Source organism: Meridianimarinicoccus sp. MJW13, from assembly GCF_014901205.1.
Classification (GTDB): Bacteria; Pseudomonadota; Alphaproteobacteria; order Rhodobacterales; family Rhodobacteraceae; genus Meridianimarinicoccus.
The window spans coordinates 309,855-335,409 of record NZ_JACNMU010000001.1; the positions used below are offsets into that span (position 1 = coordinate 309,855).

The 25,555-nt window shown below is 64.6% G+C and carries 22 protein-coding genes and 1 other RNA gene; 7 read left to right on the plus strand and 16 right to left on the minus strand.

Going from position 1 to position 25,555, the window contains the following annotated elements:
* The first annotated feature begins 25 nt into the window (after positions 1 to 25).
* On the plus strand, positions 26 to 1,594 hold the full coding sequence (locus H8B03_RS01380) for a serine hydrolase (RefSeq protein ID WP_193139526.1): 1,569 nt from the start codon (positions 26 to 28) through the stop codon (positions 1,592 to 1,594).
* Positions 1,595 to 1,685: 91 nt separating this feature from the next.
* On the opposite strand, the gene ccoS is transcribed toward H8B03_RS01380, so the two are convergent.
* The 8 genes from ccoS to ccoN all read right to left on the minus strand — a co-directional run bounded on the left by ccoS (position 1,686) and on the right by ccoN (position 9,993).
* A complete protein-coding gene (gene ccoS / locus H8B03_RS01385) occupies positions 1,686 to 1,844 on the minus strand; it encodes a cbb3-type cytochrome oxidase assembly protein CcoS (RefSeq protein WP_193139528.1) in 159 nt (52 codons plus the stop codon).
* Position 1,845: 1 nt separating this feature from the next.
* Positions 1,846 to 4,092 (minus strand): heavy metal translocating P-type ATPase, encoded by a 2,247-nt coding sequence (locus tag H8B03_RS01390; protein ID WP_193139530.1) that lies wholly within the window; start codon positions 4,090 to 4,092, stop codon positions 1,846 to 1,848.
* Between the two features lie 3 nt (positions 4,093 to 4,095).
* Entirely contained in the window at positions 4,096 to 4,560 is a 465-nt protein-coding gene (locus H8B03_RS01395; protein WP_319022416.1) for a FixH family protein, read from the minus strand.
* Entirely contained in the window at positions 4,560 to 6,002 is a 1,443-nt protein-coding gene (gene ccoG / locus H8B03_RS01400) for a cytochrome c oxidase accessory protein CcoG (protein ID WP_193139532.1), read from the minus strand. The genes H8B03_RS01395 and ccoG overlap by 1 nt, the downstream gene beginning before the upstream one ends.
* Positions 6,003 to 6,539: 537 nt before the next feature.
* The gene (gene ccoP, locus H8B03_RS01405; protein WP_193139534.1) at positions 6,540 to 7,406 is read right to left on the minus strand and encodes a cytochrome-c oxidase, cbb3-type subunit III; all 867 of its coding nucleotides are present in this window, start codon (positions 7,404 to 7,406) and stop codon (positions 6,540 to 6,542) included.
* 46 nt (positions 7,407 to 7,452) lie between these two features.
* A complete protein-coding gene (locus H8B03_RS01410; RefSeq protein ID WP_193139536.1) occupies positions 7,453 to 7,635 on the minus strand; it encodes a cbb3-type cytochrome c oxidase subunit 3 in 183 nt (60 codons plus the stop codon).
* A gap of 12 nt (positions 7,636 to 7,647) precedes the next feature.
* Positions 7,648 to 8,373, minus strand: a complete 726-nt coding sequence (gene ccoO / locus H8B03_RS01415) for a cytochrome-c oxidase, cbb3-type subunit II (RefSeq protein ID WP_193139538.1) — start codon at positions 8,371 to 8,373, stop codon at positions 7,648 to 7,650.
* A gap of 12 nt (positions 8,374 to 8,385) precedes the next feature.
* Positions 8,386 to 9,993, minus strand: coding sequence for a cytochrome-c oxidase, cbb3-type subunit I (gene ccoN / locus H8B03_RS01420; RefSeq protein WP_193139540.1), 1,608 nt, complete (start codon positions 9,991 to 9,993; stop codon positions 8,386 to 8,388).
* Between the two features lie 219 nt (positions 9,994 to 10,212).
* On the opposite strand from ccoN, the gene H8B03_RS01425 reads away from it, so the two are divergent.
* Complete coding sequence (locus H8B03_RS01425; RefSeq protein WP_193139542.1) at positions 10,213 to 11,052, plus strand: universal stress protein; 840 nt, start codon at positions 10,213 to 10,215, stop codon at positions 11,050 to 11,052.
* A 2-nt stretch (positions 11,053 to 11,054) separates the two neighbouring features.
* On the opposite strand, the gene fnrL is transcribed toward H8B03_RS01425, so the two are convergent.
* Complete coding sequence (fnrL, locus tag H8B03_RS01430; RefSeq protein ID WP_193139544.1) at positions 11,055 to 11,804, minus strand: transcriptional regulator FnrL; 750 nt, start codon at positions 11,802 to 11,804, stop codon at positions 11,055 to 11,057.
* A 60-nt stretch (positions 11,805 to 11,864) separates the two neighbouring features.
* Between fnrL and hemN the strand changes: the two genes are divergently transcribed.
* Positions 11,865 to 13,220 carry an oxygen-independent coproporphyrinogen III oxidase gene (gene hemN, locus H8B03_RS01435; RefSeq protein WP_193139546.1) on the plus strand — a complete coding sequence of 452 codons (1,356 nt, stop codon included), beginning with the start codon at positions 11,865 to 11,867 and terminating at the stop codon, positions 13,218 to 13,220.
* Between the two features lie 60 nt (positions 13,221 to 13,280).
* Here the strand turns inward: hemN and H8B03_RS01440 are convergent, their stop codons facing one another.
* The 5 genes from H8B03_RS01440 to H8B03_RS01460 form a co-directional block, all read right to left on the minus strand.
* Complete coding sequence (locus tag H8B03_RS01440) at positions 13,281 to 14,891, minus strand: ABC transporter ATP-binding protein (protein WP_193139549.1); 1,611 nt, start codon at positions 14,889 to 14,891, stop codon at positions 13,281 to 13,283.
* Positions 14,888 to 16,033, minus strand: a complete 1,146-nt coding sequence (locus tag H8B03_RS01445) for an ABC transporter permease (RefSeq protein WP_193139551.1) — start codon at positions 16,031 to 16,033, stop codon at positions 14,888 to 14,890. Before H8B03_RS01445 ends, H8B03_RS01440 begins: the two co-directional genes overlap by 4 nt.
* Before the next feature lies 1 nt (position 16,034).
* Positions 16,035 to 17,120: a microcin C ABC transporter permease YejB gene (locus H8B03_RS01450; protein WP_193139553.1), complete on the minus strand. Its 1,086-nt coding sequence runs from the start codon at positions 17,118 to 17,120 to the stop codon at positions 16,035 to 16,037.
* A gap of 3 nt (positions 17,121 to 17,123) precedes the next feature.
* Positions 17,124 to 18,998, minus strand: coding sequence for an extracellular solute-binding protein (locus H8B03_RS01455; RefSeq protein WP_193139554.1), 1,875 nt, complete (start codon positions 18,996 to 18,998; stop codon positions 17,124 to 17,126).
* Between the two features lie 220 nt (positions 18,999 to 19,218).
* Positions 19,219 to 19,743, minus strand: coding sequence for a cytochrome c family protein (locus tag H8B03_RS01460; RefSeq protein WP_193139556.1), 525 nt, complete (start codon positions 19,741 to 19,743; stop codon positions 19,219 to 19,221).
* Positions 19,744 to 19,883: 140 nt separating this feature from the next.
* On the opposite strand from H8B03_RS01460, the gene H8B03_RS01465 reads away from it, so the two are divergent.
* A complete protein-coding gene (locus H8B03_RS01465; protein ID WP_193139558.1) occupies positions 19,884 to 20,717 on the plus strand; it encodes a prephenate dehydratase in 834 nt (277 codons plus the stop codon).
* A 3-nt stretch (positions 20,718 to 20,720) separates the two neighbouring features.
* Here H8B03_RS01465 and H8B03_RS01470 read toward each other — a convergent pair whose 3' ends face one another.
* Both H8B03_RS01470 and nudC read right to left on the minus strand, forming a co-directional pair.
* A complete protein-coding gene (locus H8B03_RS01470; RefSeq protein WP_193139560.1) occupies positions 20,721 to 21,176 on the minus strand; it encodes a hypothetical protein in 456 nt (151 codons plus the stop codon).
* Positions 21,173 to 22,156 carry an NAD(+) diphosphatase gene (gene nudC, locus H8B03_RS01475; RefSeq protein ID WP_193139562.1) on the minus strand — a complete coding sequence of 328 codons (984 nt, stop codon included), beginning with the start codon at positions 22,154 to 22,156 and terminating at the stop codon, positions 21,173 to 21,175. Before nudC ends, H8B03_RS01470 begins: the two co-directional genes overlap by 4 nt.
* Before the next feature lie 235 nt (positions 22,157 to 22,391).
* Here nudC and H8B03_RS01480 point away from each other — a divergent pair, with 235 nt between their 5' ends.
* From H8B03_RS01480 to rsgA, 3 genes are all read left to right on the plus strand, one after another.
* The gene (locus tag H8B03_RS01480) at positions 22,392 to 24,212 is read left to right on the plus strand and encodes a 5'-nucleotidase C-terminal domain-containing protein (RefSeq protein WP_193139563.1); all 1,821 of its coding nucleotides are present in this window, start codon (positions 22,392 to 22,394) and stop codon (positions 24,210 to 24,212) included.
* A gap of 59 nt (positions 24,213 to 24,271) precedes the next feature.
* Positions 24,272 to 24,370, plus strand: an RNA gene (gene ffs / locus H8B03_RS01485) — signal recognition particle sRNA small type.
* Positions 24,371 to 24,523: 153 nt separating this feature from the next.
* Entirely contained in the window at positions 24,524 to 25,555 is a 1,032-nt protein-coding gene (gene rsgA, locus H8B03_RS01490; protein WP_193139565.1) for a ribosome small subunit-dependent GTPase A, read from the plus strand.

The window sequence follows — 25,555 nt, forward strand, 5'->3', positions numbered from 1 at the left end:
GAGAAACATAAAGGCAGGTGACGTCATGCAGCGTCTGAAGACTCTCGCCCTCGCGGGCGTGACCCTTCTATGCATCCTCTCTACTTCGGGACAGCTTTCGGCCGCACCCTATGCGGCGATGGTGATTGATGCCCGATCTGGCAAGGTGCTTCATTCCCGAAACGCCGACACGCGGCTTCATCCCGCGTCACTGACCAAGATGATGACCTTGTACGTCGTCTTCGATGCGGTCCGGCGGGGCGAAATTTCCCTCGACACGCAGGTGCGCGTGTCCAAGAACGCGGCGGCCGAGCCGCCCTCGAAACTTTACCTGAAGGCCGGGCAGCGGATCCAGTTGCGCTATCTCATCCGCGCCTCGGCGGTGAAGTCGGCCAATGACGCGGCGACCGCCATGGCCGAGGCGATCTCGGGCAGCGAAGCCGCTTTTGCAAACCGCATGACCCGTACCGCCCGGGCGCTGGGGATGAAGGACACCACCTTCAAGAACGCGCACGGGCTGACCCAATCGGGCCACCTGTCCACCGCGCGGGACATGACCACACTGGGGCGGGCGCTGTTCTATCACTTCCCGGACTACTACAACCTGTTCTCGCGCCAGTCGGCGCAGGCCGCGGGCAAGACCGTCTACAACACCAACCGCAAGCTGCTGGCCGCCTATCGCGGCGCCGACGGGATCAAGACCGGCTATACCCGCGCGGCGGGCTTCAACCTTGTGGCCTCGGCACAGCGCGGCAACGAACGGATCATCGCGACGATGTTCGGCGGCAGTTCGTCGGCCGCCCGCAACAAGCGCGTGGCCGAGTTGCTGGACATGGGCTTTTCGCGCGCCCCCAGCCGGGTGGCCGTGAACAAGCCGCGCCGCCCGAAGCTTGGGCAATTCGCCAGCGCGTCACCGTCACAGGCAGTGGCCGAAACCATGCTGGCCGTGGCAACCAGCATCCGTCCGCTGCAGCGCCCGATCACCGTGGCAAAGGTCGACCTTCCCGCCGAAACCCAGCTGGCCGCAGCCGATGGCAGCGTGACCCGTCCGGCCGAGGGCGAATCGGCGGTTCTGGCCGCCTCGACCGCCTCGCCACCGGATGTTGCCGTGCCCAAGCCCTTGATCGAGGATGCGGTGGCCGCCGCGGTGCTCGCTTCGGTTCCGACCGACGAGGCGCTGTCCTCTTCCGTAGCCGCGGTCGTCGTGGCACCTGCCGCGGCAGAGGTGAAGGTCAGCGCCTTGGCCGCCGTGGCCAGCCCTGCGCCGCAGCCGCGCCCGGTCAAGATCACCTTCTCGACCAGCACCGCGCCTGCCAAGACCGCAGATCCGGCCCGCCCCGCCACCAAACCGGTCACCGTGGCCCGCCTGTCCACTTCGGGCGATCGTCACTGGGGCATCAACGTCGGCACCTACGCCAGCCGCTACGAGGCAGAGCGCGTGCTGCTGCGCACTGCCCTGATCGAGATCGAGACGCTGGACAGCGCGCTTCGGAAAGTGGTGCGCAAGAATACCGGGTTCGAGGCCAATTTCGTCGGACTGGATGAACGCAGTGCCGCCCTGGCCTGCCAGCGGCTCAGCGCCCGCGAGCAGCGTTGCGAGCCGCTCAGCCCCTGACCTGCGCCGCCTCTCTTGCCTAAAAAAAAGCAACGCCGCCCTCCGGGGCGGCGCTTTGCGTGACGGTCATCGTTTGGCGTCGGTTTCCGGCTCAGCCCTTGGGCTTGTCGTCGTAGTCGTCGGTCAGAATACGGCGGCTGTCGCCGTCCGGGTCGTCATACTGGTTGCTGCGCAGCGTCCAGAAGAACGCGGCCAGACCAACGCCGCCCAGCAGCAGCGAGGCCGGGATCAGGTAGCGCAAGACATCCATGTCAGACCTCCTTTGCCGAACGGGCCGGGCGCGGTTTGCGCGCGCCTACCCGCAGGGCATTCAGGGACACCGTGATCGACGAGGCCGACATGGCCAGCGCCGCGATCAGTGGCGTGGCAAGTCCGGCCACCGCCAGCGGCACCGCGATGACATTGTACACCGTGGCGATCCGGAAGTTCTCACGAATTCGCCGAATGGCCTGCTGCGCCGTGGCCCGCGCCGGGGCAAGTTCCGACAGGTCGGTGCCCAGCAGCACGATGTCCGAGGCCACACGCGCGGCATCCAGCGCCGAGGCGGGCGAAATCGAGACATGCGCGGCGCTGAGCGCGGCGGTGTCGTTCAGCCCGTCGCCCACCATCAGCACCTTGCGGCCGTGCCCCGCCAGATCGCCCACGATCCCAGCTTTTTCCACCGGCGTCGCCTCGGCCACCCAGTCCGTGATGCCAACCTCGCGCGCCAGATCCTCGACCGCCGCGCGGCCGTCGCCCGACACCAGCCGGACCGCCAGCCCCTGGGCCTGAAACCCGGCCACCGCCGCCGCAGCACCAGGGCGCAGGGCATCTGAGAAGGTGAAGGGATGGGGCGCATCCGCGCCGATCTTCAGCCATGTGGCCGCCTTGGCGCCATTCTGCGTGCCGCCGACCCAGTCGCCCCGCCCCAGACGGATGCGATCATCGCCCAGACGCGCCTCCATGCCGAATCCCGGCGTTTCGCGGATGTCCGCGACCGGGGCAGCGGCCACGCCTGCGGCCTCGGCAGCGGCCACCAGCGCGCGGCTGAGCGGATGCGAGGAGGCTTCGGCCAGTGCCCGCGCCACTGCCAGAACCTCTGTCGGGTGGCTTTCGGGCGCATCCAGTCGTGGGGTGCCAGCCGTCAGCGTGCCGGTCTTGTCGAAGACCACCGTATCGACCTCGGCCAGTCGTTCCAGCGCGGTGGCATCCTTGATCAGCAACCCCTTGCGAAACAGCCGCCCCGAGGCCGCCGTGGTCACCGCCGGCACCGCCAACCCCAGCGCGCAGGGACATGTGATGATCAGCACCGCCGCCGCGATGTTGATCGCCGTGCGCAGGTCGCCGGTGCCGATGTACCACCCGGCAAAGGACAGCCCCGCAAGGATATGGACGCCGGGCGCATAGAGCGCCGCCGCGCGATCCGCCAGCGAGGAATAGTTCGACCGCCCGCTTTCCGCCACCGCCACCAGATCGGTCAGCGCATGCAGCGAGCTGTCGGCGCCGACAGCGGTGGCGCGCAGGGTCAGCGGTCCCGTCAGATTGACCTCGCCTGCGCTGACCTCGGCGCCCGGACCGGCATAGACCGGCAGCGTCTCGCCGGTCAGCAGCGACCGGTCCAGCTCGCTTTCGCCGCGTTCGACCACGCCGTCGACGGGCATCCGGCCACCGGGCCGCACCAGCACCAGATCGCCCGCCGCCAGATCGGCCAGCGGTACGGTCTGCTCGGCCCCGTCGGGCCCGATGCGGATGGCGCGGGGCACTTCCAGCGCTGCCAGTTCCTCGGCGGCAGAGCGCGCGACGGCGCGGGTGCGATGGTCCAGATAGCGTCCGGCCAGCAGGAAGAAGGTCAGCGTCAGCGCAGCGTCGAAATAGGCGTGCGCGCCGCTTTGCGAGGTCTCGTAAAGCGAGGTGCCCAACGCCAGCAGGATCGCCAGCACGATGGGCACATCCATGTTCAGCCGCCGGGTTTTCAGTGCCGTCCAGGCGTTGCGGAAGAACGGCTGCCCGGCAAAGGCGATGGCGGGCAAAGCGATGGCGGCAGAGATCCAGTGGAACAGGTCACGGGTGGCATCCTCGGCGCCGGACCAGACCGAGATCGACAACAGCATGACGTTCATCGACGCAAACCCGGCCACGCCCAGCCGCATCAGCAAGTCCCGCCCGGTGCGGTCGGTTTCGGTGGCGGCCAGCGCGCCGGGGTCCAGCTCGTGGGCCTCGAAGCCCACCCCGTCCAGCGCGGCGGCCAGGGTTTCGGGCAACATGTCGGGATCGGCGGTAACGCTGGCGCGCTTCATGGTCAGGTTGACCCGTGCCGTGCGCACGCCCGGCACGGCCTTCAGGGCCCGTTCAACGCGGGAAATGCAGGCGGCGCTGGACATCTCCGGCACCGACAACATGATCCGCACCTCGCGGGCGGCCCGCTCGCGGCGCGCCAGAACCTCGGCCGCCGGGGTGACGGCACAGGCCGGACAGGCGACGCCGCCGGGGGGTTCGGGAAGATCCTCGACGACGGCCATGGGTCAGCCCGCGCTGGACGCCTTCACATGCAGGATGACGCGTTGCTTGAATTCGGTGCCGTCGGACGCGGTGGCCTGCAGGCGGATGTTCCAGTTGCCCGGCACAAGATCCAGCGGCGCGGTGAAGGTGGCGTTGTTGCGCGAGAAATCGGGCACCACATCGTCATGGGTGCTGGTGGCCCAGCCCACGAGGGCGGTCAGATCGGCCACGTCCGGTGCCGGTTGTCCCGCCTTGGTGACGCTCACCGCGAGCAGACCATCGGAATAGTCCGCCGACACCTCCCAATCCAGCGCAAGCTGGGCGGCACGGTCGGCGTCGAAGGTCTGGCTGGCGACATAGGTGTTCTTGACTTCCAGCCCCGGAAAGGTCCGGACCGCCTGCACGGCAAGCAGAAGGTTGACCCCGATGATGATCCCGAAGGCCATGACCGTAAAGATCAGCACATGCCGTCCTGTGATCTCTCGCATCAGTTTGCCTTTCCATTAAAGACGGTGTCCTTGCCCGCGCGTTCGCCCGACACGGTGTCTTCGACCCAGATGTCTACATCCGTCACTGCACTGGTGGCGGCCGCGCTGTCGGGCGGGGCCATGATATAGACCCGCTGCAGCTTGGTCGAATCCGCCGGCACCAGGATCAGCGCATTGTCGCTGCCCTCGGCCAGCACAAACAGGTTGGCGTCGGATTCGATGGTGATCTGGAAGTCGCGATCCTCGCCATGCTTGTTGCGCAGCCGCACGTCATAGGCGTTGCGGATCGTGCCGTCGGACATGGTCACATAGACCGGGTTACGGATCGGCGCAACGGTGAGGCTTAGGTCCGGGCGGATGAACAGGGCGACGATCAGGCCGATCCCCACCAGGGACCACAAGGCCGTGTAAAGGATCGTCCGAACCCGGAAGATGTGCTTCCAGACCGGGATTTTCTCCTGTCCCGAACGTTCGTGCTGTTCATCGGTCAACGCCATGTAGTCGATCAGACCGCGCGGCTTGCCGATCTTCTCCATGATCTCGTCACAGGCGTCGATGCAAAGGGCGCAGGTGATGCACTCCATCTGCTGGCCGTCGCGGATGTCGATGCCCATCGGGCAGACGTTGACGCAGGCGTTGCAGTCGATGCAGTCGCCCAAGGGCGCGGCGTCGACCTCGGCGGCCTTCTTGCGGTGATGTCCGCGCGGCTCTCCGCGCCAGTCGCGGTAGGCCACGGTGATGGTGTCCTCATCCATCATCGCTGCCTGGATGCGCGGCCACGGGCAGGCATAGATGCAGACCTGTTCCCGCATCAGCCCGCCGAAGACAAAGGTGGTGGCGGTCAGAAGGAAGATGGTGGAATAGGCCACCGGATGCGCGTTCAGCGTCACCACATCCCTGAGCAGCGTCGGCGCATCGGCAAAATAGAACACCCAGGCCCCGCCAGTGGCCACGGCGATCAGAATCCAGACCGCGAACTTGGTAATCCTGAGGCGCAGCTTGCGGGCGTCCATCTTCTTCTGGCGATGCAGACGCAGGCGCGCGTTGCGGTCGCCTTCGATCCAGCGTTCGACCAGAATGAACAGGTCGGTCCAGACCGTTTGCGGACAGGTATAGCCGCACCACACCCGACCCAGTGCCGAGGTGAACAGGAACAGCCCCAGCCCCGCCATGATCAGCAGTCCTGCCACGAAGTAGAATTCATGCGGCCAGATTTCGATGAAGAAGAAAAAGAAACGCCGATGGGCCAGATCCACCAGAACCGCCTGGCTGGGCAGTTCCGGGCCACGGTCCCAGCGGATCCACGGGGTGATGTAATAGATCCCCAGCGTCACCAGCATGATGATCCATTTCAGGTTCCGGAAACGTCCCGAAACACGCTTGGGGAAGATCGGCTCCCGCGCGGCGTAGAGGCTCGGAGGGGTTTCGTCGGTCGTACTCATAGTGACTTGTCCGATTCTGGCGACAGCATTGCTGTATCTCGCATAGGCCTTTCAGAAGGTAATTGACCTGTATCAAACCTCCAGAGGGCGCGACGCAAAGGCACTGCTTGGGTGGGGTCCTGTCCTGGACGAGGTGTACCTTGAGCGCCTTTCTGATCCCAAGAAGGGAATAGGTCGATGCGCCTTTCCGCCTCACATATGCGATGTTTTGCATGAAAATGGCGGGATTTCTGACCCGACATGCAACCAAGGCGTGTGAGAGGTCCGAGATTGCCCACTCCCCGGCCCGATATCTGTGGGGCAGATTGAAAGGACAGTCATCACAGTCGGAAAGGAATATCCTCGATGCCCCGCGCGAACATGACCCCCCGCCCTGCCCGCATGACCGGCCAGGCACCCCGCAAGACCGTCCCCACGCGCCACGATCTGCTGCAAGGCTGGGTTCTGCCGGTCCGCCGCAGCTGATCTTCCGGTCGCCGGACCGAAAAAGGCCGGGCACAGAGGCCCGGCCTTTTCATGTCGCCAGCGCGATTCGGCTTATTCGCCGCCGCCCAGCTGGTGCACATAGACGGACACGGCGTTGATTTCGGCCTGCGTCAGGCGTCCTTGCCACGGCGGCATGACACCGAAGCGGGCGTTCTCGACCGACTCCATCACGGCGTCGTAGTCGCCGCCGTAAAGCCACACGGCGTCGGTCAGGTTCGGCGCGCCCTGATCGCGGTCGCCGGTGCCGTCTTCGGCGTGGCACGCAGCACAGTTGTCCATGTAGACTTCCTCGCCCGCCGCCGCGGCCTCGGCATCCACCGGATCGCCCGACAGGCTCATCACGTAGTTGACCACCTGGTCGATCTGTTCGGATTCCAGCAGGTCGTCAGCCCCGAAGCGAGGCATCTCGGAATACCGGGCGTCCGGATCTTCCTCGTTGCGGATGCCGTGCATGACGGTGGTCTGGATGGCTTCGATGTCACCGCCCCAGAGCCAGGCGTCGTCCAGCAGGTTCGGGAACCCGATCGCACCGGCAGCCCCCGAGCCGTGGCACTGCGAGCACCAGGTCCGGTAGACCGCCGCGCCCTTGCTGACCGCGAACTGATCCAGAGAGGCGTTGTTGGCCACCTCGGTCAGGTCGATCGAGGCCAGCGCCGCGTTCAGGTCTCCATGGGCGGCTTCGGCTGCCTCCATGTCCGCGGCCAGATCGCCGCGGGTCGAGAACCCGAGGATCCCGGCCGTGGCCTTGTTGATCATCGGCCACGCCGGATAGGCGATGGAATATCCGATGCCCCAGACAATGGTGGCGTAGAAGCACCACAGCCACCATCGCGGCATGGGGTTGTCAAATTCCTCGATCCCGTCCCAGCTGTGGCCGGTGGTGGGGACCCCGTCTTGTTCATCAGGTTTGTTGCTCATAATCGAGTCTCCTTGCCGCCTTCGCGGTTGGGGCGGTGGGACCGCCTTAGCGGTCCTTGTCCTCATCGCTCAGGGGCTTGTCTTCGTGCCTGAAAATCACGTCTGCCGTATCCCGGTACTTCTGACGGTTGCCAAAAATCACGTAGATGACCACGCCGATGAAGAAGGCGAAGATGAACAGCATCATCCAGCTATCGGCGAATTGGCGAAGCAGAGTGTAGGTTTCCATGGCGTCCCCGCTTTACCGGCTTGCGTCGGGTGTGAAGGTCGAGAAGTCGACCAACGTGCCCAACATCTGAAGATAGGCCAACAGGGCATCCATTTCCGAGATCCCCGGCTCGCCGTCGAAGTTGCGCACCTGTGCGCCCGGATACCGCTCCAGCAGCGCGTCATAGTCGCTGTCCGGATTGGCCTGGGCCACGAAGTCGGCCTTGGCACTGGCGATCATCTCGTCGGTGTAAGGCACACCCACGATCTTGTGCGCCTTCAGCGTGTCGCCGATGTGATCCGGATGCAGATGGGTATCCAGCAGGAACGCGTATTTCGGCATGATCGACTCGGGCACCACCGACTGCGGGTCTACCAGGTGGGCGACGTGCCAGTCGTCCGAGTAGCGGCCGCCGACACGGGCCAGGTCAGGCCCGGTCCGCTTCGATCCCCACTGGAACGGACGGTCGTACATCGACTCCGCCGCCAGCGAGTAGTGGCCATAGCGTTCGACCTCGTCCCGCATGGGACGGATCATCTGGCTGTGGCACACATAACAGCCCTCGCGGATGTAGATGTCGCGCCCCTGAAGTTCGAGCGGGGAGTAGGGGCGCATGCCCTCTACATCCTCGATCGTGTTCTCCAGGTAAAACAGCGGCGCGATTTCAACGATGCCCCCGATGGTCACCACGATGAAGCTGAACACCAGCAGCAGCGTGACATTGGTTTCAATGATCTTGTGCTTCTTAAGGATGGACATGTGTCGTGCTCCTTACTCGGCCGGGGCGGCAACTGCGGCCGGGGCTTTCGCCTCGCCACGGGTTGCCGTCATGTACAGGTTATAGGCCATGATCAGGGCACCGACGACATACATCAGACCACCCAGAGCACGCACGACATACATCGGGAACTTGGCCGCCACGGTATCGGCGAAGGAGTTCACGAGGAAGCCGTTGGCATCCACTTCACGCCACATCAGGCCTTCCATGATGCCGGTCACCCACATGGATGCCGCGTAGAGCACGATGCCGATGGTGGCGAGCCAGAAGTGCCAGCTGACCATGGACAGCGAATACAGACGCTCGCGGTTCCACAGGCGCGGCACCAGGAAGTACAGCGCGCCGAAGGTGATCATGCCGTTCCAGCCCAAAGCGCCAGAGTGGACGTGACCGATGGTCCAGTCGGTGTAGTGCGACAGCGAGTTCACCGCGCGGATCGACATCATCGGACCCTCGAAGGTCGACATGCCGTAGAAGCCGATGGACACCACCATCATCCGGATCACCGGGTCGGTGCGCAGCTTGTCCCAGGCGCCCGACAGGGTCATCAGACCGTTGATCATGCCGCCCCAGCTGGGCATCCACAGGATCACCGACATCACCATCCCAAGCGTCCCTGCCCAGTCCGGCAGAGCCGTATAGTGCAGGTGGTGCGGACCGGCCCAGATGTACAGGAAGATCAGTGCCCAGAAGTGAATGATCGACAGCTTGTAGCTGTAGACCGGACGTTCGGCCTGCTTCGGCACGAAGTAGTACATCATGCCCAGGAAGCCCGCGGTCAGGAAGAAGCCCACGGCGTTATGGCCATACCACCACTGCGTCATGGCATCCTGCACACCGGCAAAGACCTGCACCGAATCCGAGCCGAAGATCGACACCGGAACCACCATGTTGTTGACCACATGCAGCATCGCGACGGTCACGATGAACGACAGCAGGAACCAGTTGGCCACGTAGATGTGCGGCTCTTTCCGTTTCACGAGGGTCCCGATGAAGATCGCCAGATAGGCCACCCAGACGATGGTCAGCCACAGATCGACGTACCATTCAGGCTCGGCGTATTCCTTGGACTGTGTACCGCCCAGGACATAGCCTGTTGCCGCCAGAATGATGAACAGCTGGTAACCCCAGAAGACGAACCACGCCAGGTTGCCGCCCCAGAGACGGGCCGCGCAGGTGCGCTGGACGATGTAGAACGAGGTACAGATCAGTGCGTTGCCGCCAAAGGCGAAAATCACCGCCGAGGTGTGCAGCGGACGCAGGCGGCCGAAGTTCATGTACGGCTGGGCAAATTCGAAGTTCAGGACCGGAAAGGCCAGCTGAGCCGCGATGAACGTGCCGGCCAGAAATCCGACGACACCCCAGAACGTGGTTGCAATGACCCCGTAACGGATCACGTCATCCATGTATTCGTCATCGGGGGCCTTGGTGGAAATTTTCACATCATCGACTTTGCGGAGGGTGTAGAGGAACATCCCCGCCGCGATGAGCATGATCAGAATTGCGTGGACGAAATACGCAAGGTCTCTTGCGTAATTCGCCGCTATAGCGGCTGCAAGGGTGATCAGCCCCAGCGCAACCAGCTTGAAATAATCGGTCATTCTCGTTCCCTTCTGCGTCCCATCCCGGCTTTGTCCGAACACCCTCACGCCCGGTTCCGAAGATTGGGACTGTCAGCCTGACAGTATCCCTCGGTATCCACACGGTGCCTGCGCAAGGCATTGATCCATGTCAAAAGCGACTGTAGCGCATGTGATAGGCTATGCAGTGCGGGCTGAAAGTCGCACGTTTTCAATCTCGCGCCGAAAGGAGCTTCCCCCATGTCCTACAAGACATTGTTGACCCTGATCCGCAGTCCGGATGACGCAGCGCAGCAAATTTCTGCTGCAGCGCAGCTAGCTCGGCATTTTGACGCACACCTCGAAATCATCTGCATCGGCATCGATGAAGTGCAGATGGGCTACTATTTCGCGGGTGCGGATTCGATGCTGCAGGAGACCAGTATCGAAATGGCCCGCGAACGGGCCCAGGACCTGCTGACCCAGGCCGAAGCACTTGCCGAATCAGAAGGTGTCCGCTGGTCGGCGCGCGGAATCGTCAGCCAATACGGTGTGTTGGGCGATGTCGTCTCGCAACTGGCCCGATTCGTGGATCTTGTGATCCTGCCCCCGCCCTATGGCGAAGAGGGCCACGTGGAAACCGAAGCGATTCTGGAAGCGGTGCTGTTTTCCGGCACGGCGCCGGTGCTGATCGCACCGAAGGGCGGCCTGCCCGCCGGGTTCCCCAAGCGCGCCGTGATCGGCTGGGACGAAAGCGGCGAGGCGCTGCACGCCACCCGCGCCGCCCTGCCCCTGCTGCAAGCCTGCGAGGATGCCCGTGTCACCATGGTCACCCCGTCGCGGCGCATCCGCCATTCCGGCACGCCCGGAGAGGACCTGTCGACCATGCTCGACCGGCACGGCGTCAAGGTGCAGATCGATCAGTGCCCGAAAGGCTCTGACCGGGTGTCGGACGTGATCCTGACCCATGTGCGCGACACCGACGCGGATCTCCTGGTGATGGGCGCTTACGGCCATTCGCGGTTCCGCGAAGCCCTTCTGGGCGGCGCCACGCGCGACATTCTCAGCGACGCGCCACTGCCGCTGTTGCTGGCCCACTAGGCTCAGGTCAGCATGCCACCATCGGCATCGTCCCCGGTTTCCTCCAGCAGACGGTCGAAATCGGGGATGGTGATGTGGCGTTTGCCTTTCAGGACAATCACCCCGTCACGGCGCAGGGCCGAAACCTGGCGGCTGACGGTTTCCAGGGTCAGGCCCAGATAATCGGCCATGGCCTCGCGGGTCAGCGGCAGGTCGAATTCCAGCGGTCCGTCGCGTCCCATCAGTTGCAGCGAGGCATCCCGGCGCACGATGATGGTCAGCAGCGTCGCGATCTTCTCGCGCGCGGTCTTGCGGCCCAGAAGCAGCATCCATTCGCGCGCCGCGTCCAGTTCGTCCAGCGTCATCTCCAGCAGCCGCTGGCCGATGTTCGGCGTGCGCCGCATCATTTCCTCGAACGGGCGTTTGCGGAAACAGCACAGCGTCACCTCGGTGGTCGCGGTCACGTCATAGGCCGCCTGTGCGCGCCCCGGCCGACCCACGAAATCCGACGGCAGCAACAGGCCGACCATCTGGGTGCGGCCGTCTTCCATCGTCTGGGTCAGCGTGGCGATGCCGCTGACAATCGAAGCCACGAAATCCATCTCGTCCCCGGACCAGACCACGGTCTGCCCGGCCGGCACGGTGCGATAGTATTTCAGAGCGTCCAGTTCCCGCAGTTCGTCGGTTTCGCACTTTGCGCAAACCGCGCGATGGCGGATCGGACAATCATCGCACTTCAGATTCGGAGTGGTGGCCAGCGAATGTGCGCGCATGGGAACCCTATTTGATGCGGATCAATGTCCGGCACGAATTAATGAGCTTAGCGTACCGGCATGGACACTCTAACTCAACTCTCCCGACTGGGTCTCTTCGACAGCCGGGTGCCGCGCTATACCAGCTACCCGACCTCGCCGCAATTCGATCAAAGCGTCGATGAGGCCAAGGTTTCGTCGTGGATTCAGGCCATTCCGGCAAACAGCCGCATATCGCTTTATGTGCATGTGCCGTTTTGTCGTCGCCTGTGCTGGTTCTGCGCCTGCCGCACCCAGGGCACGTCGAATCTGGACACGGTTCGCCTGTACCTTGAAACCCTGAAAACCGAGATCGGCCATCTGAAGGCGCATCTTGCGCCCGGCGTGACCCTGTCGCGGCTGCATTGGGGCGGCGGCACGCCGACCCTGCTGGCGCCCGACATGATGCGCGAGCTGGCCGATACGATCTTCGACATGACGCCCATGGCCGAGGACGGCGAGTTTTCGGTCGAGATCGACCCGAACGAGATCGACCATCCCCGCCTTGACGCGCTGGTCGCCGCCGGGATGACGCGGGCCAGCATCGGCGTGCAGGACTTCGACCCGAAGATCCAGGAAACCATCGGACGGATCCAGGGCTATGACCTGACCCGCCAGGTGGTCGAGGACATCCGCGACCGGGGCATCGAAAGCCTGAATACCGACATCCTGTACGGCCTGCCGCACCAGACCAACGCGCGTATCGCCGACAGCGTGCAACGGCTGCTGTCGCTGAACCCTGACCGGGTGGCGCTGTATGGCTACGCCCATGTGCCGTGGATGGCACGGCGCCAGTCGATGATCCCCTCGGACGCCCTTCCCACCCCGGCCCAGCGGCTGGAACTGTTCGAAACCGCGCGCGAGCTGTTCGCATGGGACGGCTATGCCGAGATCGGCATCGACCATTTCGCCCGACCCAGCGACGGGCTGGCCCTGGCGCAGGAAGAAGGCCGCCTGAAGCGCAACTTCCAGGGCTATACCGATGACACCGCGCCGGTTCTTGTCGGCGTCGGCGCCTCGTCGATCTCGCGCTTCCCGCAGGGGTTTGCCCAGAACGCGCCCAGCACCGGGGTCTACACCAAGCATGTGCGCGCCGGGCAGTTTGCCACCGCCAAGGGGCATGCTTTCCGGGGCGAGGATCTGATCCGCGCCCGCATCATCGAGGCCCTGATGTGCGATTTCCGGGTGTCGAGCGCAGAGCTGGCCCGTGACTTCGGGGTCACGCCCGCGCAACTGGCCGCGCTTTACAAGCCGGCGCTGCACACCTTCGCGGGCTTCGTGCAGCAGACCCCGCACGGGTTGGAGATCACCCGCGACGGCCGCCCCCTGACCCGCATGATCGCGCGCAGTTTCGATGCCTACGAGTTGGCGAAATCAGGCCACAGCTCGGCGGTCTGACTGCCGCACCTATCCAGCCTCATGCGCCCGGTCTGCATCCCGCAGGCCGGGCGTTGCCGTTCAGGCCGCCGTATGGCGCGCATCCAGGTTCAGCGCCGCGGCCAGCAGGTCGCGGGTATAGTCTGATTTCGGCGCGCTGAAGACGTCTTCGCTGCGGCCCGATTCCACGATGTCCCCGGCCTTCATCACCAGCACCTTGTGGCTAAGCGCGCGCACCACCCGCAGGTCATGGCTGATGAACAGATAGGCCAGCCCATGGCGGCGTTGCAGGTCGCGCAGAAGATCGACGATCTGCACCTGCACCGTCATGTCCAGCGCCGAGGTCGGCTCGTCCAGAACCACCAGCTTGGGCCGCAGGATCATGGCGCGGGCAATGGCGATACGCTGGCGCTGCCCGCCCGAGAACTCGTGCGGATAGCGGTCGGCCATGGCCGGTTCCAGCCCCACCTCGACCAGGATCTCGGCCACCATCTGGGCCGGGGTCTTGCCGCTTTCAGTGCCATGCACGCCCAGCCCCTCGGCGATGATCTCGCCCACGTTCATGCGCGGACTGAGCGAGCCGAAGGGATCCTGAAAGACGATCTGCATGTCCTTGCGCAACGGCCGCAACGCCCGCGTTTTCAGCCCCGAGATATCGCGCCCCATGTAGACGATCGGCCCTTTCGAGCCGACCAGCCGCATCAGCGCCAGCGCCAGCGTGGTCTTGCCGGACCCGGATTCGCCGACGATGCCCAGCGTCTCGCCCTGCCGCACCGACAGGGTGGCGGCATTGACGGCCTTCACATGGCCGACGGTCTTGCGCAGGAAGCCCTTGGTGATCGGGAACCAGACCCGCAGATCGGTGCACGACACGACCTCGGCCCCGGAATCGGGGGCCGGATCGGGCAGACCGGTGGGTTCGGCTTCCAGCAGTTTCCGGGTGTAGGGGTGTTGCGGGTTGGCAAAGATCTCGGCGGTCTTGCCGGATTCGACGATCTCGCCATCCTTCATCACGCAGACCCGGTCGGCAATGCGCCGCACGATGCCCAGATCGTGGGTGATGAACAGCAGGCTCATGCCCTCGGCCTTTTTCAGGTCGGCCAGAAGCGCCAGGATCTGCGCCTGGATGGTCACATCCAGCGCCGTCGTCGGCTCGTCCGCGATCAGCAGTTCCGGCCCGTTGGCCAGCGCCATGGCGATCATCACCCGCTGCCGCTGTCCGCCGGACAGCTGGTGCGGATAGGCGTCCAGACGGCTCTCCGCGTCGCGGATGCCCACCTTCTGCAACAGATCGATGATCCGCGCCCGCGCAGCATCGCCGGTCAGCCCCTGGTGCAGGGCCAGACTTTCGCCGATCTGCTTTTCCAGCGTGTGCAACGGGTTCAGCGAGGTCATCGGCTCCTGGAAGATGAAGCTGATGTCATTGCCGCGAATCTCGCGCAGTTTGGCCGCCGAGGCGCCGACCATCTGCTGGCCGCGGAAGGTGACCGAGCCGTCGGTCTGCGCGCTTTCGGGCAACAGCGCCACGGTGGACAGCGCCGTCACCGATTTGCCCGAGCCGGATTCGCCCACCAGCGCGACGGTCTCGCCCGCGCCCACGTCGAAGCTGACGCCCTTCACCGCTTCGACCGTCCGGCCATCCTGGCTGAAACCAACGCGCAGGCCGCTGACACTGAGAACCGGATCACTCATGCGAAGGTCTTTCTGGGGTCGAACGCGTCGCGCACGCCTTCGAAGATGAAGACCAGAAGCGACAGCATGATGGCGAAGGTGAAAAATGCGGTGAAGCCCAGCCACGGGGCCTGCAGGTTCTGCTTGGCCTGCAAGGTCATTTCCCCCAGCGACGGGGCCGAGGATGGCAACCCGAAACCGAGGAAATCCAGCGCGGCGAGCGAGCCCAGCGTGCCGGTGATGACGAAGGGCAGCATGGTCAGCGTCGCCACCATGGCATTGGGCAGCACGTGGCGGAACATGATGATGCCGTTGCTGACCCCCAGTGCGCGGGCGGCGCGGACGTATTCGAAGTTGCGCGCACGCAGGAATTCGGCCCGCACCACGCCGACCAGCGCGGTCCAGCCGAACAGCACCATCAGGAACACCAGCAGCCAGAAGTTCATCTGGAAGATCGCCGCCACAATGATGATGATATAGAGGCTCGGCGTCGCGCCCCAAAGCTCGATCACGCGCTGGAAGATCAGGTCGATCCAGCCGCCGAAATAGCCCTGCACGGCCCCCGCCGCGATGCCGATGATCGAGGTCAGCGCGGTGACCACCAGCGCAAACAGCACCGACAGGCGGAAGCCATATATCACGCGGGCCATCACGTCGCGCGCGGTGTCATCGGTGCCCAGCCAGTGGGCGGCATCGGGCGCCGACGGCGCGGTGCCGACGATGTCGCTGACGGTGTTGTAGCTGTAGGGAATGACCGGCCACAGCAGCCAGCCTTTCGTGACCTCCTGCCCGTCGAATTGTCCGGTTTCCTGCACGCTGTCGATGACAGCTTCGGGATCGTCCCAGCAATCCTCCAGCCCACCCGAGACGATCAGGCATTGCACCTCGATGTCGCGATAGACGGCTTCGGTGCGGAAATCGCCGCCGAACTGGGTTTCGGGATAGAAGTTGAAGATCGGGGTGTAGAACGCGCCCTCGTATTTCACCAGCAGCGGCTTGTCGTTGGCGATGAACTCGGCAAACAGCGACAGGCCGAACAGCAAAGAGAACAGGATTAGCGACCAGAACGCCCGACCGTTGGCGCGGAAGTTGCGCCAGCGCCGCTGGTTCAGGGGGGACAGCCGCGACTTGCGGGGGGGGACGGTCGTGTCAGCAACGGCCATCTCAGGTCTCCCGCGTCTCGAAGTCGATGCGTGGATCGATCCACACATACATCAGGTCCGACACCAGCCCCATCAGCAGCCCGATCAGGCCGAAGACGTAGAGCGTGCCGAAGATCACCGGGTAGTCGCGACTGACCGCCGCCTCGAAGCCCAGCCGGCCCAGACCGTCCAGCGAGAAGATCGTTTCGATAATCAGCGAGCCACCGAAGAACACCGACACGAATACCGCCGGGAAACCCGCGATGACGATCAGCATGGCGTTGCGGAACACATGGCCATACAGCACCCGGCGCTCGGTCAGGCCCTTGGCCTTGGCGGTCATCACGTATTGCTTCTTGATCTCCTCAAGGAAGGAATTCTTGGTCAGCAGCGTCAGCGTCGCGAAGGCCGAGATGGTCGAGGCCAGCACCGGCAGGGTGATGTGCCAGAAATAGTCGATGATCTTGCCCATCAGGGTCAGGTCCGCGAAATTGTCCGAGGTCAGGCCACGCAGCGGGAACCATTTCAGGTAAGAGCCACCCGCGAACAGCACCAGCAGCAGGATCGCGAACAGGAAGCCGGGAATCGCATAGGCCACGATGATCGCGCCGCTGGTCCAGGTGTCGAACCGGGATCCGTCCTTGACCGCTTTGCGAATGCCCAGCGGGATCGACACCAGATAGGCGATCAGCGTTGACCACAGCCCCAGCGAGATCGACACCGGCATTTTCTCCTTCACCAGATCGACCACGCTGATCGACCGGAAGTAGCTTTCGCCGAAATCGAAGCGGGCATAATTCACCAGCATGTTCAGGAACCGCTGCCACGCGGGCTTGTCGAAGCCAAATTCCTTTTCCAGTTGCTCGATGAAATCCGGTGGCAGGCCACGTGCGCCCAGATAACCGTCACCGGCATCGGTGCCCCCGCCGCCGGCATCGCCACCGCCGCCCGCGAAACTGCCGAACACATCCCCCTGCCCTTCGATCCGGGCAAGGATCTGTTCAACGGGTCCGCCGGGCACGAATTGCACCAGTATGAAGTTGATCAGCATGATGCCGATGAGAGTCGGAATGATCAGCGCCAGACGGCGCAGGATATAGGGACCCATGGGTTACCTCAGAACCCCGGCGGCCTTCAGCGCGGCGGCGCCTTCGGCGTCATACCACCAGAAATCGAACTGGCCGAGGTCCAGCGGCGGCAGCGGGTCGGGATGGCCATACATGTTGTAATAGGCCACCCAGTGCTTGTCGTTGTACCACAGCGGGATCTCATAGTTCAGCGCCCGCAGCGTGCGATCCAGCGCATGGGTGGCGGTGGTCAGATCCTCCAGCGTTTCGGCGGCCGTGACCTCGCTTACCAACCTGTCCACCGCCGGGCTGCGCAGCCGTGCAAGGTTGCGCGAGCTGTTGTCGGCGGTAGCGGAGCCGAACCACTGCAGCAGCCCGCTCGAGGGCTCAAACCCCATCTGGAAGCCCTGATTGGTCAGGTCGAAATCGCCCTTGCGGCGGCGTTCGACGTATTGCGCGGTGTCGATCCGGTCCAGCCGTCCCGTGACGCCCAGGAGTTTCAGGTTATTGATGTAGGGGTTCACGATGCGGTCATACAGCGGGCTGAACTGGATGATGACAACCTCCAGCTCTTGCCCGTCCTTGCGGCGGATGCCGTCGTCCCCGGTGATCCATCCGGCCTCGTCCATCAATTGCGAGGCAGCGCGCAAAATCCGGCGGCTGGGCTGGTTGCGCTCGGCCCCGTGTTGCAGGGGCACATCGGCCTCGGCGGTCAGGATCTCGGGATCCAGCAGGCCCTCGTCCACCAGCGGTTGCAGGATGGCAATCTCCTCGGGCGTGGGCAGGCCGCTGGCAGCCAGATCGGTGCCTGGCCAGAACGACACCGGCTGTTTGTAGAGATCATAGAACAGCGTGTTGTTCGACCAAGCGAAGTTGAACATCATGCCGATGGCCTGACGGACGCGCTTGTCCTGCCATTTTTCCTTGTCCAGGTTGAACACCCAGCTCAGGCGCTGGCCGACATTGCCGTCGGGGATTTCGACCTTGGTGACATAGCCGTCCTTGAGCGCCGGGAAGTCGTATCCCGTGGCCCAGTCGCGCGACGAGCTTTCGCTGCGGAAGGTATAGTCGCCGGATTTGAACCCTTCGAAGGCGGCAGAGCCGTCCGCGAAATACTCCACCCGGATGCGATCGAAGTTGTTGCGACCGATGTTGAACGGCTGGTCCGCGCCCCAGAAATCGGGGTTGCGGGCATAGACCACGCGGCGGTTGATGTCGAAACTGTCCAGCACGTAGGCGCCGGTCGACATGAAGGGGCGCTTGGTGCTCTTGTCCAGCCGCACGCCGGTTTCCTCGAACCACGCCTTCGAGAACACGGGCGTGCCGCCCGCCAGCCCGACCCGGTCGCGCAGCGCCGCCTCGTCGGTGAAATTGAACTTGATGCGATAGGGATCCAGGACCTCGACCCCGTCGAAATAGCGTTCGACCAGCCGCCGGTATTCGATGATGCCCTGCTCAAGGAACAGCCGGTGGGTAAAGGCCACATCCTCGGCGGTCATCGGCGTGCCATCCTGGAAGGTCACGTCATCGCGCAGGTTGAAGATCACCCAAGACAGATCTTCGGGGTATTCCAGCGTCGTGCACAGGTAGCAGTACAGCCCATAGGGGTCGTCTGCGGTCGAGGTCATGATTCGCTCGGTCCCGATGGTGTTGAGCGCGGCCGACACCCCTTCGCGGGCGTACTGGTTGAAACTGTCGAAATTGCCCTGTGCCCAGACCGAGATTTCACCGCCCTTCGGGGCGTCGGGGTTCACATAGTCCAAGTGGGTGAAATCGGCGGGGTACTTGATCGCGCCGAAGTTGGAATAGGCGTGCGCTGTGGTGACATCTTCCTGCGACACGGCCGGAATGGCGGTTGCGGACAGGATCGTGGCCAGAAGGGCCACCTTCTTGGTGGTGGCGCGCGTCATCGGCGTCATCTGCTACTCCCCATGCAGTCATGCAAGCTGTTGCGCTTAAGCTAGTGGGCAGGGCCGACCATGTTCAAGCCGCGATTGCGCAAGCGTGAATTTGCGTGTGCCACCGGGGTCGGAAATCTGCCCGGAACGGCCCCCGAATGAAGGCAGGAACACCCACAGCGCGCAAGAAAAAGGCCGCCCCGGAAGGCGGCCTGAACAGTGTCTTGATCCGGGCTGACGCTCAGTTGCCTGTGGTCTGCAGATAGGCCACCAGGTTGGCGCGATCGGTGATCTTTTTCAGACCGGCAAAGCTCATCTTGGTGCCCGGCGCCCAGTTCTTGGGGTTTTCCAGGAACCCGTCCAGGTTCTCGGCGGTCCAGGCTTCGGCGGATCTGTCGGCCAGCGCGTCGGAATAGGCAAAGCCCGCGATGCTGGCGATGCCACGATCCACCACACCGTCAAGATGCGGGCCGGTGCCGTCGGTGCCGTCCAGCTTGTGGCAGGCCTTGCACTTGCCAAAGACCTTCTCGCCCTTGTCGGCATCGGCTTCGGTCAGGACCGAGGCAAAATCCTGGATCTCGGCGGTATCGCTGTCGCCGTGTCCGTCTTCCTCGCCGGTGTCGATGAGGTAGGCTTGCTCGCCGTGATCGCCATGGCCGCCGCCGGTGGTATACAGGGACTCACCAACCCAGCCGCCCAGAAGATAGACCAGCAGCGCGCCACAGAAAGCGCCCACAATTTTGGTCATCGTCATCGTGTCTAGCATTCTGTCGCCTCGTGCTTTCAGATTGCGCGCATCTAGCGGCTTCCGTCTGCCCGGTTCAAGGTGTAGGAGGCGCGACCAAACGACCATAAAGCCGCAGGATCCCGTCCTGACGGGAAAAACCGAAGCAGAGAGACGCAGCCATGACCCGCATCGCATTCCAGGGGGAACCCGGCGCTTACTCCCACGAAGCTTGCCGCAATGCCCGCCCCAATTACGAGGCGGTTCCGTGCCGCACCTTCGAAGGTGTGATCGAGGCCGTGCGCGAGGGTCGCGCCGAGCTGGCGATGCTTCCGGTCGAAAACTCCACCTATGGCCGGGTTGCCGACATTCACCGGCTTTTGCCCGAAAGCGGGCTGCACATCGTCGAAGAGGCCTTCGTGCGGGTGCATATCAACCTGCTGGCCCTGCCCGGCACCAAACTGGACGATGTGCGCGAGGCCATGAGCCACACCGTGCTGCTGGGCCAGTGCCGCGGCTTCCTGCGCGAACATGGCATTCACGCGGTGGTCGGCGCCGACACCGCCGGGTCGGCCCAGCAGGTGGCCGAAGAGGGCAACCCGGCGATGGCCGCATTGGCCTCGGAACTGGCGGGCGAGATCTACGGGCTGGAGGTGCTGGCCCGCCACATCGAGGATCACGACCGCAACACCACCCGCTTCCTGATCATGGCGAACGCGCCTGACCTGTCGCGGCGCGGCACCTCGGGGATGATGACCAGCTTCGTCTTCCGGGTGCGCAACATCCCGGCGGCGCTGTACAAGGCGATGGGCGGCTTCGCCACCAACGGCGTCAACATGACCAAGCTGGAAAGCTACATGGTGGGCGGCAGCTTCACCGCCACCCAGTTCTTCGCCGATATCGAGGGCCATCCCGACGATCCGGCGGTGGCCCGTGCGCTGGAAGAGCTGGAATACTACACCTCGACCCTGTCGATCCTTGGCGTGTATCCAGCCGACCCGCGCCGCCACGAATAGGGCTCAGGCCGGGGTTTCCAGCGCCCGGGCCATGGCCGCGATGTTGCGCACCAGCCGTTCCTCGATGCGCGGGCGCAGCAGGTGCAGCGGCGGCATCAGCATATGCCCGGACAGGGCACAGGGGCGCACCGACAGATCAAACCGTGCCAGTGTCAGATCAGCCGCAAGGGCGGCGAACCCGGCGGCGATCTTCACCTTCAACTCGGATGTGCGCCCGGTCAGGGCATAGCCGTCGGGCGGGGTGATCTCATCAAGGCACAGCGTCACCTCGCGCTGCAACCCGTGAAAAGTCACATCGCATTGCCAAGTCGCACCGGGCTGCAAGGGCGTGCTGTGATTCTGGCGGCGCAAGGCCATGTCCCCGGGCACCACTGCGGAAATCAGCCGGTCGAGATCGGAAAACCCCGCGAAGGCCGCGGCGCGGGACACGGCGATCTCTTCCTCGTGGCTGAACTTCATCTGGGCATGTCTCCCAGCCGGTCGGCCAGCCATTGCGCCATGATGAACCCCGCAATGGCGCCCCGCCGAGGCGCACGAATGGTGGGATGGGCGCCCGTGAACACCTCCAGCAACTCTTCGCGGGTGATCCAGCAGGCATCCTCGATCTCGACCGGATCGACGGTGATTTCGGTGCTGCGCGCGATGCCATGGCAGGCCAGCATCAGCGACGAGGGGAAGGGCCAGGGCTGGCTGGCAAGATAGTGCACCGCGCCCACATCGACGGAAGTTTCCTCGGCGACCTCGCGCCGAACGGCGGCTTCCAGCGTCTCGCCGGGTTCCACGAAGCCCGCCAGCAGCGAATACATGCCTTCGGGCCACTGCGGAGAGCGTCCCAGAAGCAGAGAGTTGCCATGAGTGATCAGCATGATGACCACCGGATCGGTGCGCGGAAAATGCTTGCCATCGCAGGTCGCACAATCGCGTTGCCAGCCGCCCTGCGTGATGTCGGTCGCCGCCCCGCAGTTCGAACAGAAGCGGTGGCGTGTGTGCCAGGACAACAAGGCGCGGGCGGTGGCGGCAAGTTCGGCATCGCGCGGGGTCAGCCCGGTCATCGCGCCGCGCAATTCGGCAAACCGGTGCTGCGGGGGGAAGGCCGGATGCACCTGTTCCGAGGGATCGAAGAATGCCTCAAGCGCGCCCTCCGGCACCGCATCCGGCTCCCACGCCGACAGGTCCAGCGCAAACCGGGGCGTGTCAGCGTCCATTCCCAGGAAAAGGGGGGCTTCGACGGCTGCCTCAAGGCCGGCCGCGCCCGTCGGCAGCCATCCGGGGGCCAATGTGTCCACATCGCCCGCGATCAGCGGCTTGCCCCGCCAGAACGGCAAGACACGCGCCGCCGGACTGTCGTACAGCGCGCGCAGACGGGCCGGATCGGACCGCAGGTGCCCGGCCCGTTGCAGCCCCGAGTCCCGGAACGCCAGCGAATTCGTGTCAAACATGCGGCTCGACCCCTGTTTTTCTGCCCCGCCGCTTCGCACAGCCCCGGCCGGAATGCAAACCGCCGGCCCGGCGCGGGTGTTGCGAGAACACCCCGGCTGCGCGAGAAATACAACCTTTGGTGCGGCTCGCCTTGCCCCCGGCGCCAAGGCCCCGTGAAGATATGCGTACCAGACGCGAACGTCATGGAAAGGGTACCCGATTTCCACCACGGATCACTCGCCGGACCAAGCGCAGGTGTCCCTGCGGATTCTGTGCACGACCGATCTGCATGCCGCGATCTGGCCCTTCAACTATGCCACCGACCGACAGGATGACACGCGCGGGCTGGCCCTTCTGGCACCGCTGATCCACGCCGCCCGGCGCGAGGCCGCCAACACCTGCCTGTTCGACGTGGGCGACAGCCTGCAAGGCACGGCGCTGGCCGACGCCGCTGCCGGGGATCTATCGTCTCCCCATCCCATCATCGCGGCGATGAACACGCTGGGGTATGACGCAGCAACGCTGGGCAACCATGATTTCGACTATGGGCTGGAGACCCTGAACGCGGCAATGGCCGCCGCCCGGTTTCCCTTCGCGCTGGCCAACCTGCGGAATGCGGCCGGATCTTCCCCGGCCCTGCCGCCGCCCTTTGTTCTGCTGGACCGGCAGGTAACGGATCGTGCCGGGCGCACACATCCCCTGCGCCTGGGCGTCCTTGGGCTGGCCCCGCCGCAAACCATCCTGTGGAACACCGCCGCCCTTGACGGCGCGGTCGTGGCCGAAGATGTCGTGCAGGTTACGCAATCCCTGATCCCCCGGATGCGCGCCGCTGGCGCCGATCTGATCGTGGCGCTGTGCCATTCCGGCATCGGCAGGGATACCGACACCGATCCGCCCGACCTGTTTGCCCAGAAGATCGCGCGGCTGGACGGGATCGACGCCCTACTGACCGGTCACAGCCACGGGCGCCTGCCGGGGCCGGACTATGCGGACCATCCCGACGTCGATGCCGAACGGGGCACGATTTGCGGCACGCCCGCGCTGATGGCCGGGGCGCATGGACGGGATCTTGGCCTGCTGGATCTGGAGCTTGCGCACGACAACCGGGGCTGGAGCGTCACCGGCGCGCAGGCCGCGTTGCGCGGCATCCCCACGCCCCCGCCGCCCGCCGATCCCGCTGTCCTCAAGGCCACGGCACAGCACCACGCGCGAACCCGCACCAGCCTGAGCGACACCATCGCCACAACCGCGATCCCTTTGCACACCATTGCCGCCATGGCGGGGCAGGCCCCTGCCCTGCGCGTGCTTTCGGATGCGCAGGTCTGGACCGCGCAACGCCTGCTGAAGGATGATCCGCTGGGCGATCTGCCCCTGCTGTCTGCGGTGGCGCCGATCCGGATGGGCGGGCGTGCCGGACCCTTGGCCTTTGTCGATCTTCCCGCAGGCCCGATCCGCGAACGTGATCTGCTGGACCTTGCCCCGTTTCCCAATCGTCTGTGCGTGTTCGAAATCACCGGCGCCCAGCTTCGGTTGTGGCTGGAACGCGCCGCGGCATGCTATCAGCAGGTGAGACCGGACCCGGAACCGCAGTCTTTGCTGGTTCAAGGCGCTCCCGGTTATAATCTGGATACAGTCTTTGGGATCACCTACCAGATCGACTTGCAAGCCCCATCATGGTTCGACGCGATCAGCGGCGCCCGCAAACCACGCCACGGCCCCGGTCGCATCCGGCGATTGAGTCACATGGGCACGGCGGTGGCGGACACGGATCGCTTCGCCATGGTGACCAGCGCCTTCCGGGCCTGCGGCGGGGGCGGCTATCATGCTCCCCCCGATCCGGCGGAGTTGCTGTTCAGCGCCAAGACCCTGCGCCATTGCCTGTCGGCCTATCTGCGCGAAACCCGAACTCTGAACCCGGTGCCGCAAATGCCGTGGCAGTTCACGCCGATGGCCGCCTCGGTACACCTGAAGACATCTCCGGCAGCGACACCCGCCCATTTCGGACCGCTTGCGCCTTCGGTGCAGGATCTTGGGCTGGATGCGCAGGGGTTTCGCCAGCTGTTGCTGGACGGCTAGGCCATATGGCTTGCGCCCAGACCCTTGCATCCGTTTCGCAAGACGCATAGATATCGCGGTGAGAGGTTGGCGCGGGCAGGCGCCTCGCCAACCCGGTCAGATCCGGAAGGAAGCAGCCGTAACGAGCCCCGCTTGGGTCGTTGTCCAGCCTCTCACCCACACCATCCAGCCCGGAGGTCATCTGATGATTGTTCTCATCTCTCCCCGGGCAGCGCGTTCCTGACGGTCTGAACCGTCCCGCTGCCTGATCCGTATTGCCGCGCAAGCGATTGCTGCGCGGTGAGCAACGCGTGATATAGACAGGCAGACAAATGGCTTTTTCCCTTGCGGACCTTGGCTGGTCCAACTTTTTCCTGCAACAAGACCCTCAGAACGACGGCGACACGCTGTATCGGCTGACTCATGTGCACCGCGATCGCGCCGAAGGGCTGGGCTGTGACGGCCCCGCCGTTCTGACAACCGCGCCGCCGCTGACCACCGCAGACCTGGCGGTCGGCGATTGGGTCGCGGCGGATTCCGATTTCCGAATCCAGCGTCAGTTCGACCGAAAGACCGTGCTGCAGCGCCGCGCGGCGGGCACCGATGCGCGCACCCAACTGATCGCCGCCAATGTGGACACCCTGTTCATCGTCGGCTCCTGCAACGCCGATTTCAGTCCGGCGCGGCTGGAGCGCTACCTCGCGCTGGCCAAGGGTGCCGGGTGCTACCCGGTCGTGGTCTTGACCAAGGCCGACCTTTGCGACGATCCCGATGCCTACCGCACGCAGGCCGAAACCCTCGCCCCCCTGCTGACCGTGCTGACGGTCGATGCCCATACGGCCGAGGATATCCGGCAGGTGGCCGGGTGGCTGGGGCGCGGCCAGACCGGGGCGCTGGTGGGCTCCTCGGGCGTTGGCAAGACCACCCTGCTGAACGGGCTGACCGGACAGCAGGAGGACACGCAGGCAATCCGCGAGGATGACGCCAAGGGTCGCCACACCACCACGGCGCGCGGACTGTATCCGGTCGCCACTGGCGGCTGGATCATCGATACCCCCGGAATGCGCGCCCTGCGCCTGACCGAGGCCAGCCAGGGCATCGACGATGTGTTCGAGGATGTCTCATCGCTGGCCACGCAGTGCCGGTTCAGCGATTGCACGCACGAGACCGAACCCGGCTGCGCCATCCTCGCCGCGATCGAACGTGGCGATCTGGACCCCGCCCGCCTGCGCCGCTGGCAGAAGCTGCGGCGCGAGGACCAGCACAACAGCCAGACGCTGGCACAGGCCCGCGCCCGCGACAAGGCGTTTGGCAAGATGGTCCGCAACGTGATGGCCGAGAAGAAGTCCAAGCGCGGCCACTGA

What these genes read in the sequence shown, in the direction of transcription:
- H8B03_RS01460 (WP_193139556.1), bottom strand. Translation starts at nt 19,743, where the DNA reads ATGCTAGACACGATGACGATGACCAAAATTGTGGGCGCTTTCTGTGGC.
- ccoN (WP_193139540.1), bottom strand. Translation starts at nt 9,993, where the DNA reads ATGACCGATTATTTCAAGCTGGTTGCGCTGGGGCTGATCACCCTTGCA.
- H8B03_RS01465 (WP_193139558.1), top strand. Translation starts at nt 19,884, where the DNA reads ATGACCCGCATCGCATTCCAGGGGGAACCCGGCGCTTACTCCCACGAA.
- ccoS (WP_193139528.1), bottom strand. Translation starts at nt 1,844, where the DNA reads ATGGATGTCTTGCGCTACCTGATCCCGGCCTCGCTGCTGCTGGGCGGC.
- nudC (WP_193139562.1), bottom strand. Translation starts at nt 22,156, where the DNA reads ATGTTTGACACGAATTCGCTGGCGTTCCGGGACTCGGGGCTGCAACGG.
- ccoP (WP_193139534.1), bottom strand. Translation starts at nt 7,406, where the DNA reads ATGAGCAACAAACCTGATGAACAAGACGGGGTCCCCACCACCGGCCAC.
- H8B03_RS01440 (WP_193139549.1), bottom strand. Translation starts at nt 14,891, where the DNA reads ATGAGTGATCCGGTTCTCAGTGTCAGCGGCCTGCGCGTTGGTTTCAGC.
- H8B03_RS01425 (WP_193139542.1), top strand. Translation starts at nt 10,213, where the DNA reads ATGTCCTACAAGACATTGTTGACCCTGATCCGCAGTCCGGATGACGCA.
- hemN (WP_193139546.1), top strand. Translation starts at nt 11,865, where the DNA reads ATGGACACTCTAACTCAACTCTCCCGACTGGGTCTCTTCGACAGCCGG.
- H8B03_RS01445 (WP_193139551.1), bottom strand. Translation starts at nt 16,033, where the DNA reads ATGGCCGTTGCTGACACGACCGTCCCCCCCCGCAAGTCGCGGCTGTCC.
- H8B03_RS01470 (WP_193139560.1), bottom strand. Translation starts at nt 21,176, where the DNA reads ATGAAGTTCAGCCACGAGGAAGAGATCGCCGTGTCCCGCGCCGCGGCC.
- ccoO (WP_193139538.1), bottom strand. Translation starts at nt 8,373, where the DNA reads ATGTCCATCCTTAAGAAGCACAAGATCATTGAAACCAATGTCACGCTG.
- H8B03_RS01450 (WP_193139553.1), bottom strand. Translation starts at nt 17,120, where the DNA reads ATGGGTCCCTATATCCTGCGCCGTCTGGCGCTGATCATTCCGACTCTC.
- H8B03_RS01380 (WP_193139526.1), top strand. Translation starts at nt 26, where the DNA reads ATGCAGCGTCTGAAGACTCTCGCCCTCGCGGGCGTGACCCTTCTATGC.
- fnrL (WP_193139544.1), bottom strand. Translation starts at nt 11,804, where the DNA reads ATGCGCGCACATTCGCTGGCCACCACTCCGAATCTGAAGTGCGATGAT.
- H8B03_RS01410 (WP_193139536.1), bottom strand. Translation starts at nt 7,635, where the DNA reads ATGGAAACCTACACTCTGCTTCGCCAATTCGCCGATAGCTGGATGATG.
- rsgA (WP_193139565.1), top strand. Translation starts at nt 24,524, where the DNA reads ATGGCTTTTTCCCTTGCGGACCTTGGCTGGTCCAACTTTTTCCTGCAA.
- H8B03_RS01390 (WP_193139530.1), bottom strand. Translation starts at nt 4,092, where the DNA reads ATGGCCGTCGTCGAGGATCTTCCCGAACCCCCCGGCGGCGTCGCCTGT.
- ccoG (WP_193139532.1), bottom strand. Translation starts at nt 6,002, where the DNA reads ATGAGTACGACCGACGAAACCCCTCCGAGCCTCTACGCCGCGCGGGAG.
- H8B03_RS01455 (WP_193139554.1), bottom strand. Translation starts at nt 18,998, where the DNA reads ATGACGCCGATGACGCGCGCCACCACCAAGAAGGTGGCCCTTCTGGCC.
- H8B03_RS01395 (WP_319022416.1), bottom strand. Translation starts at nt 4,560, where the DNA reads ATGCGAGAGATCACAGGACGGCATGTGCTGATCTTTACGGTCATGGCC.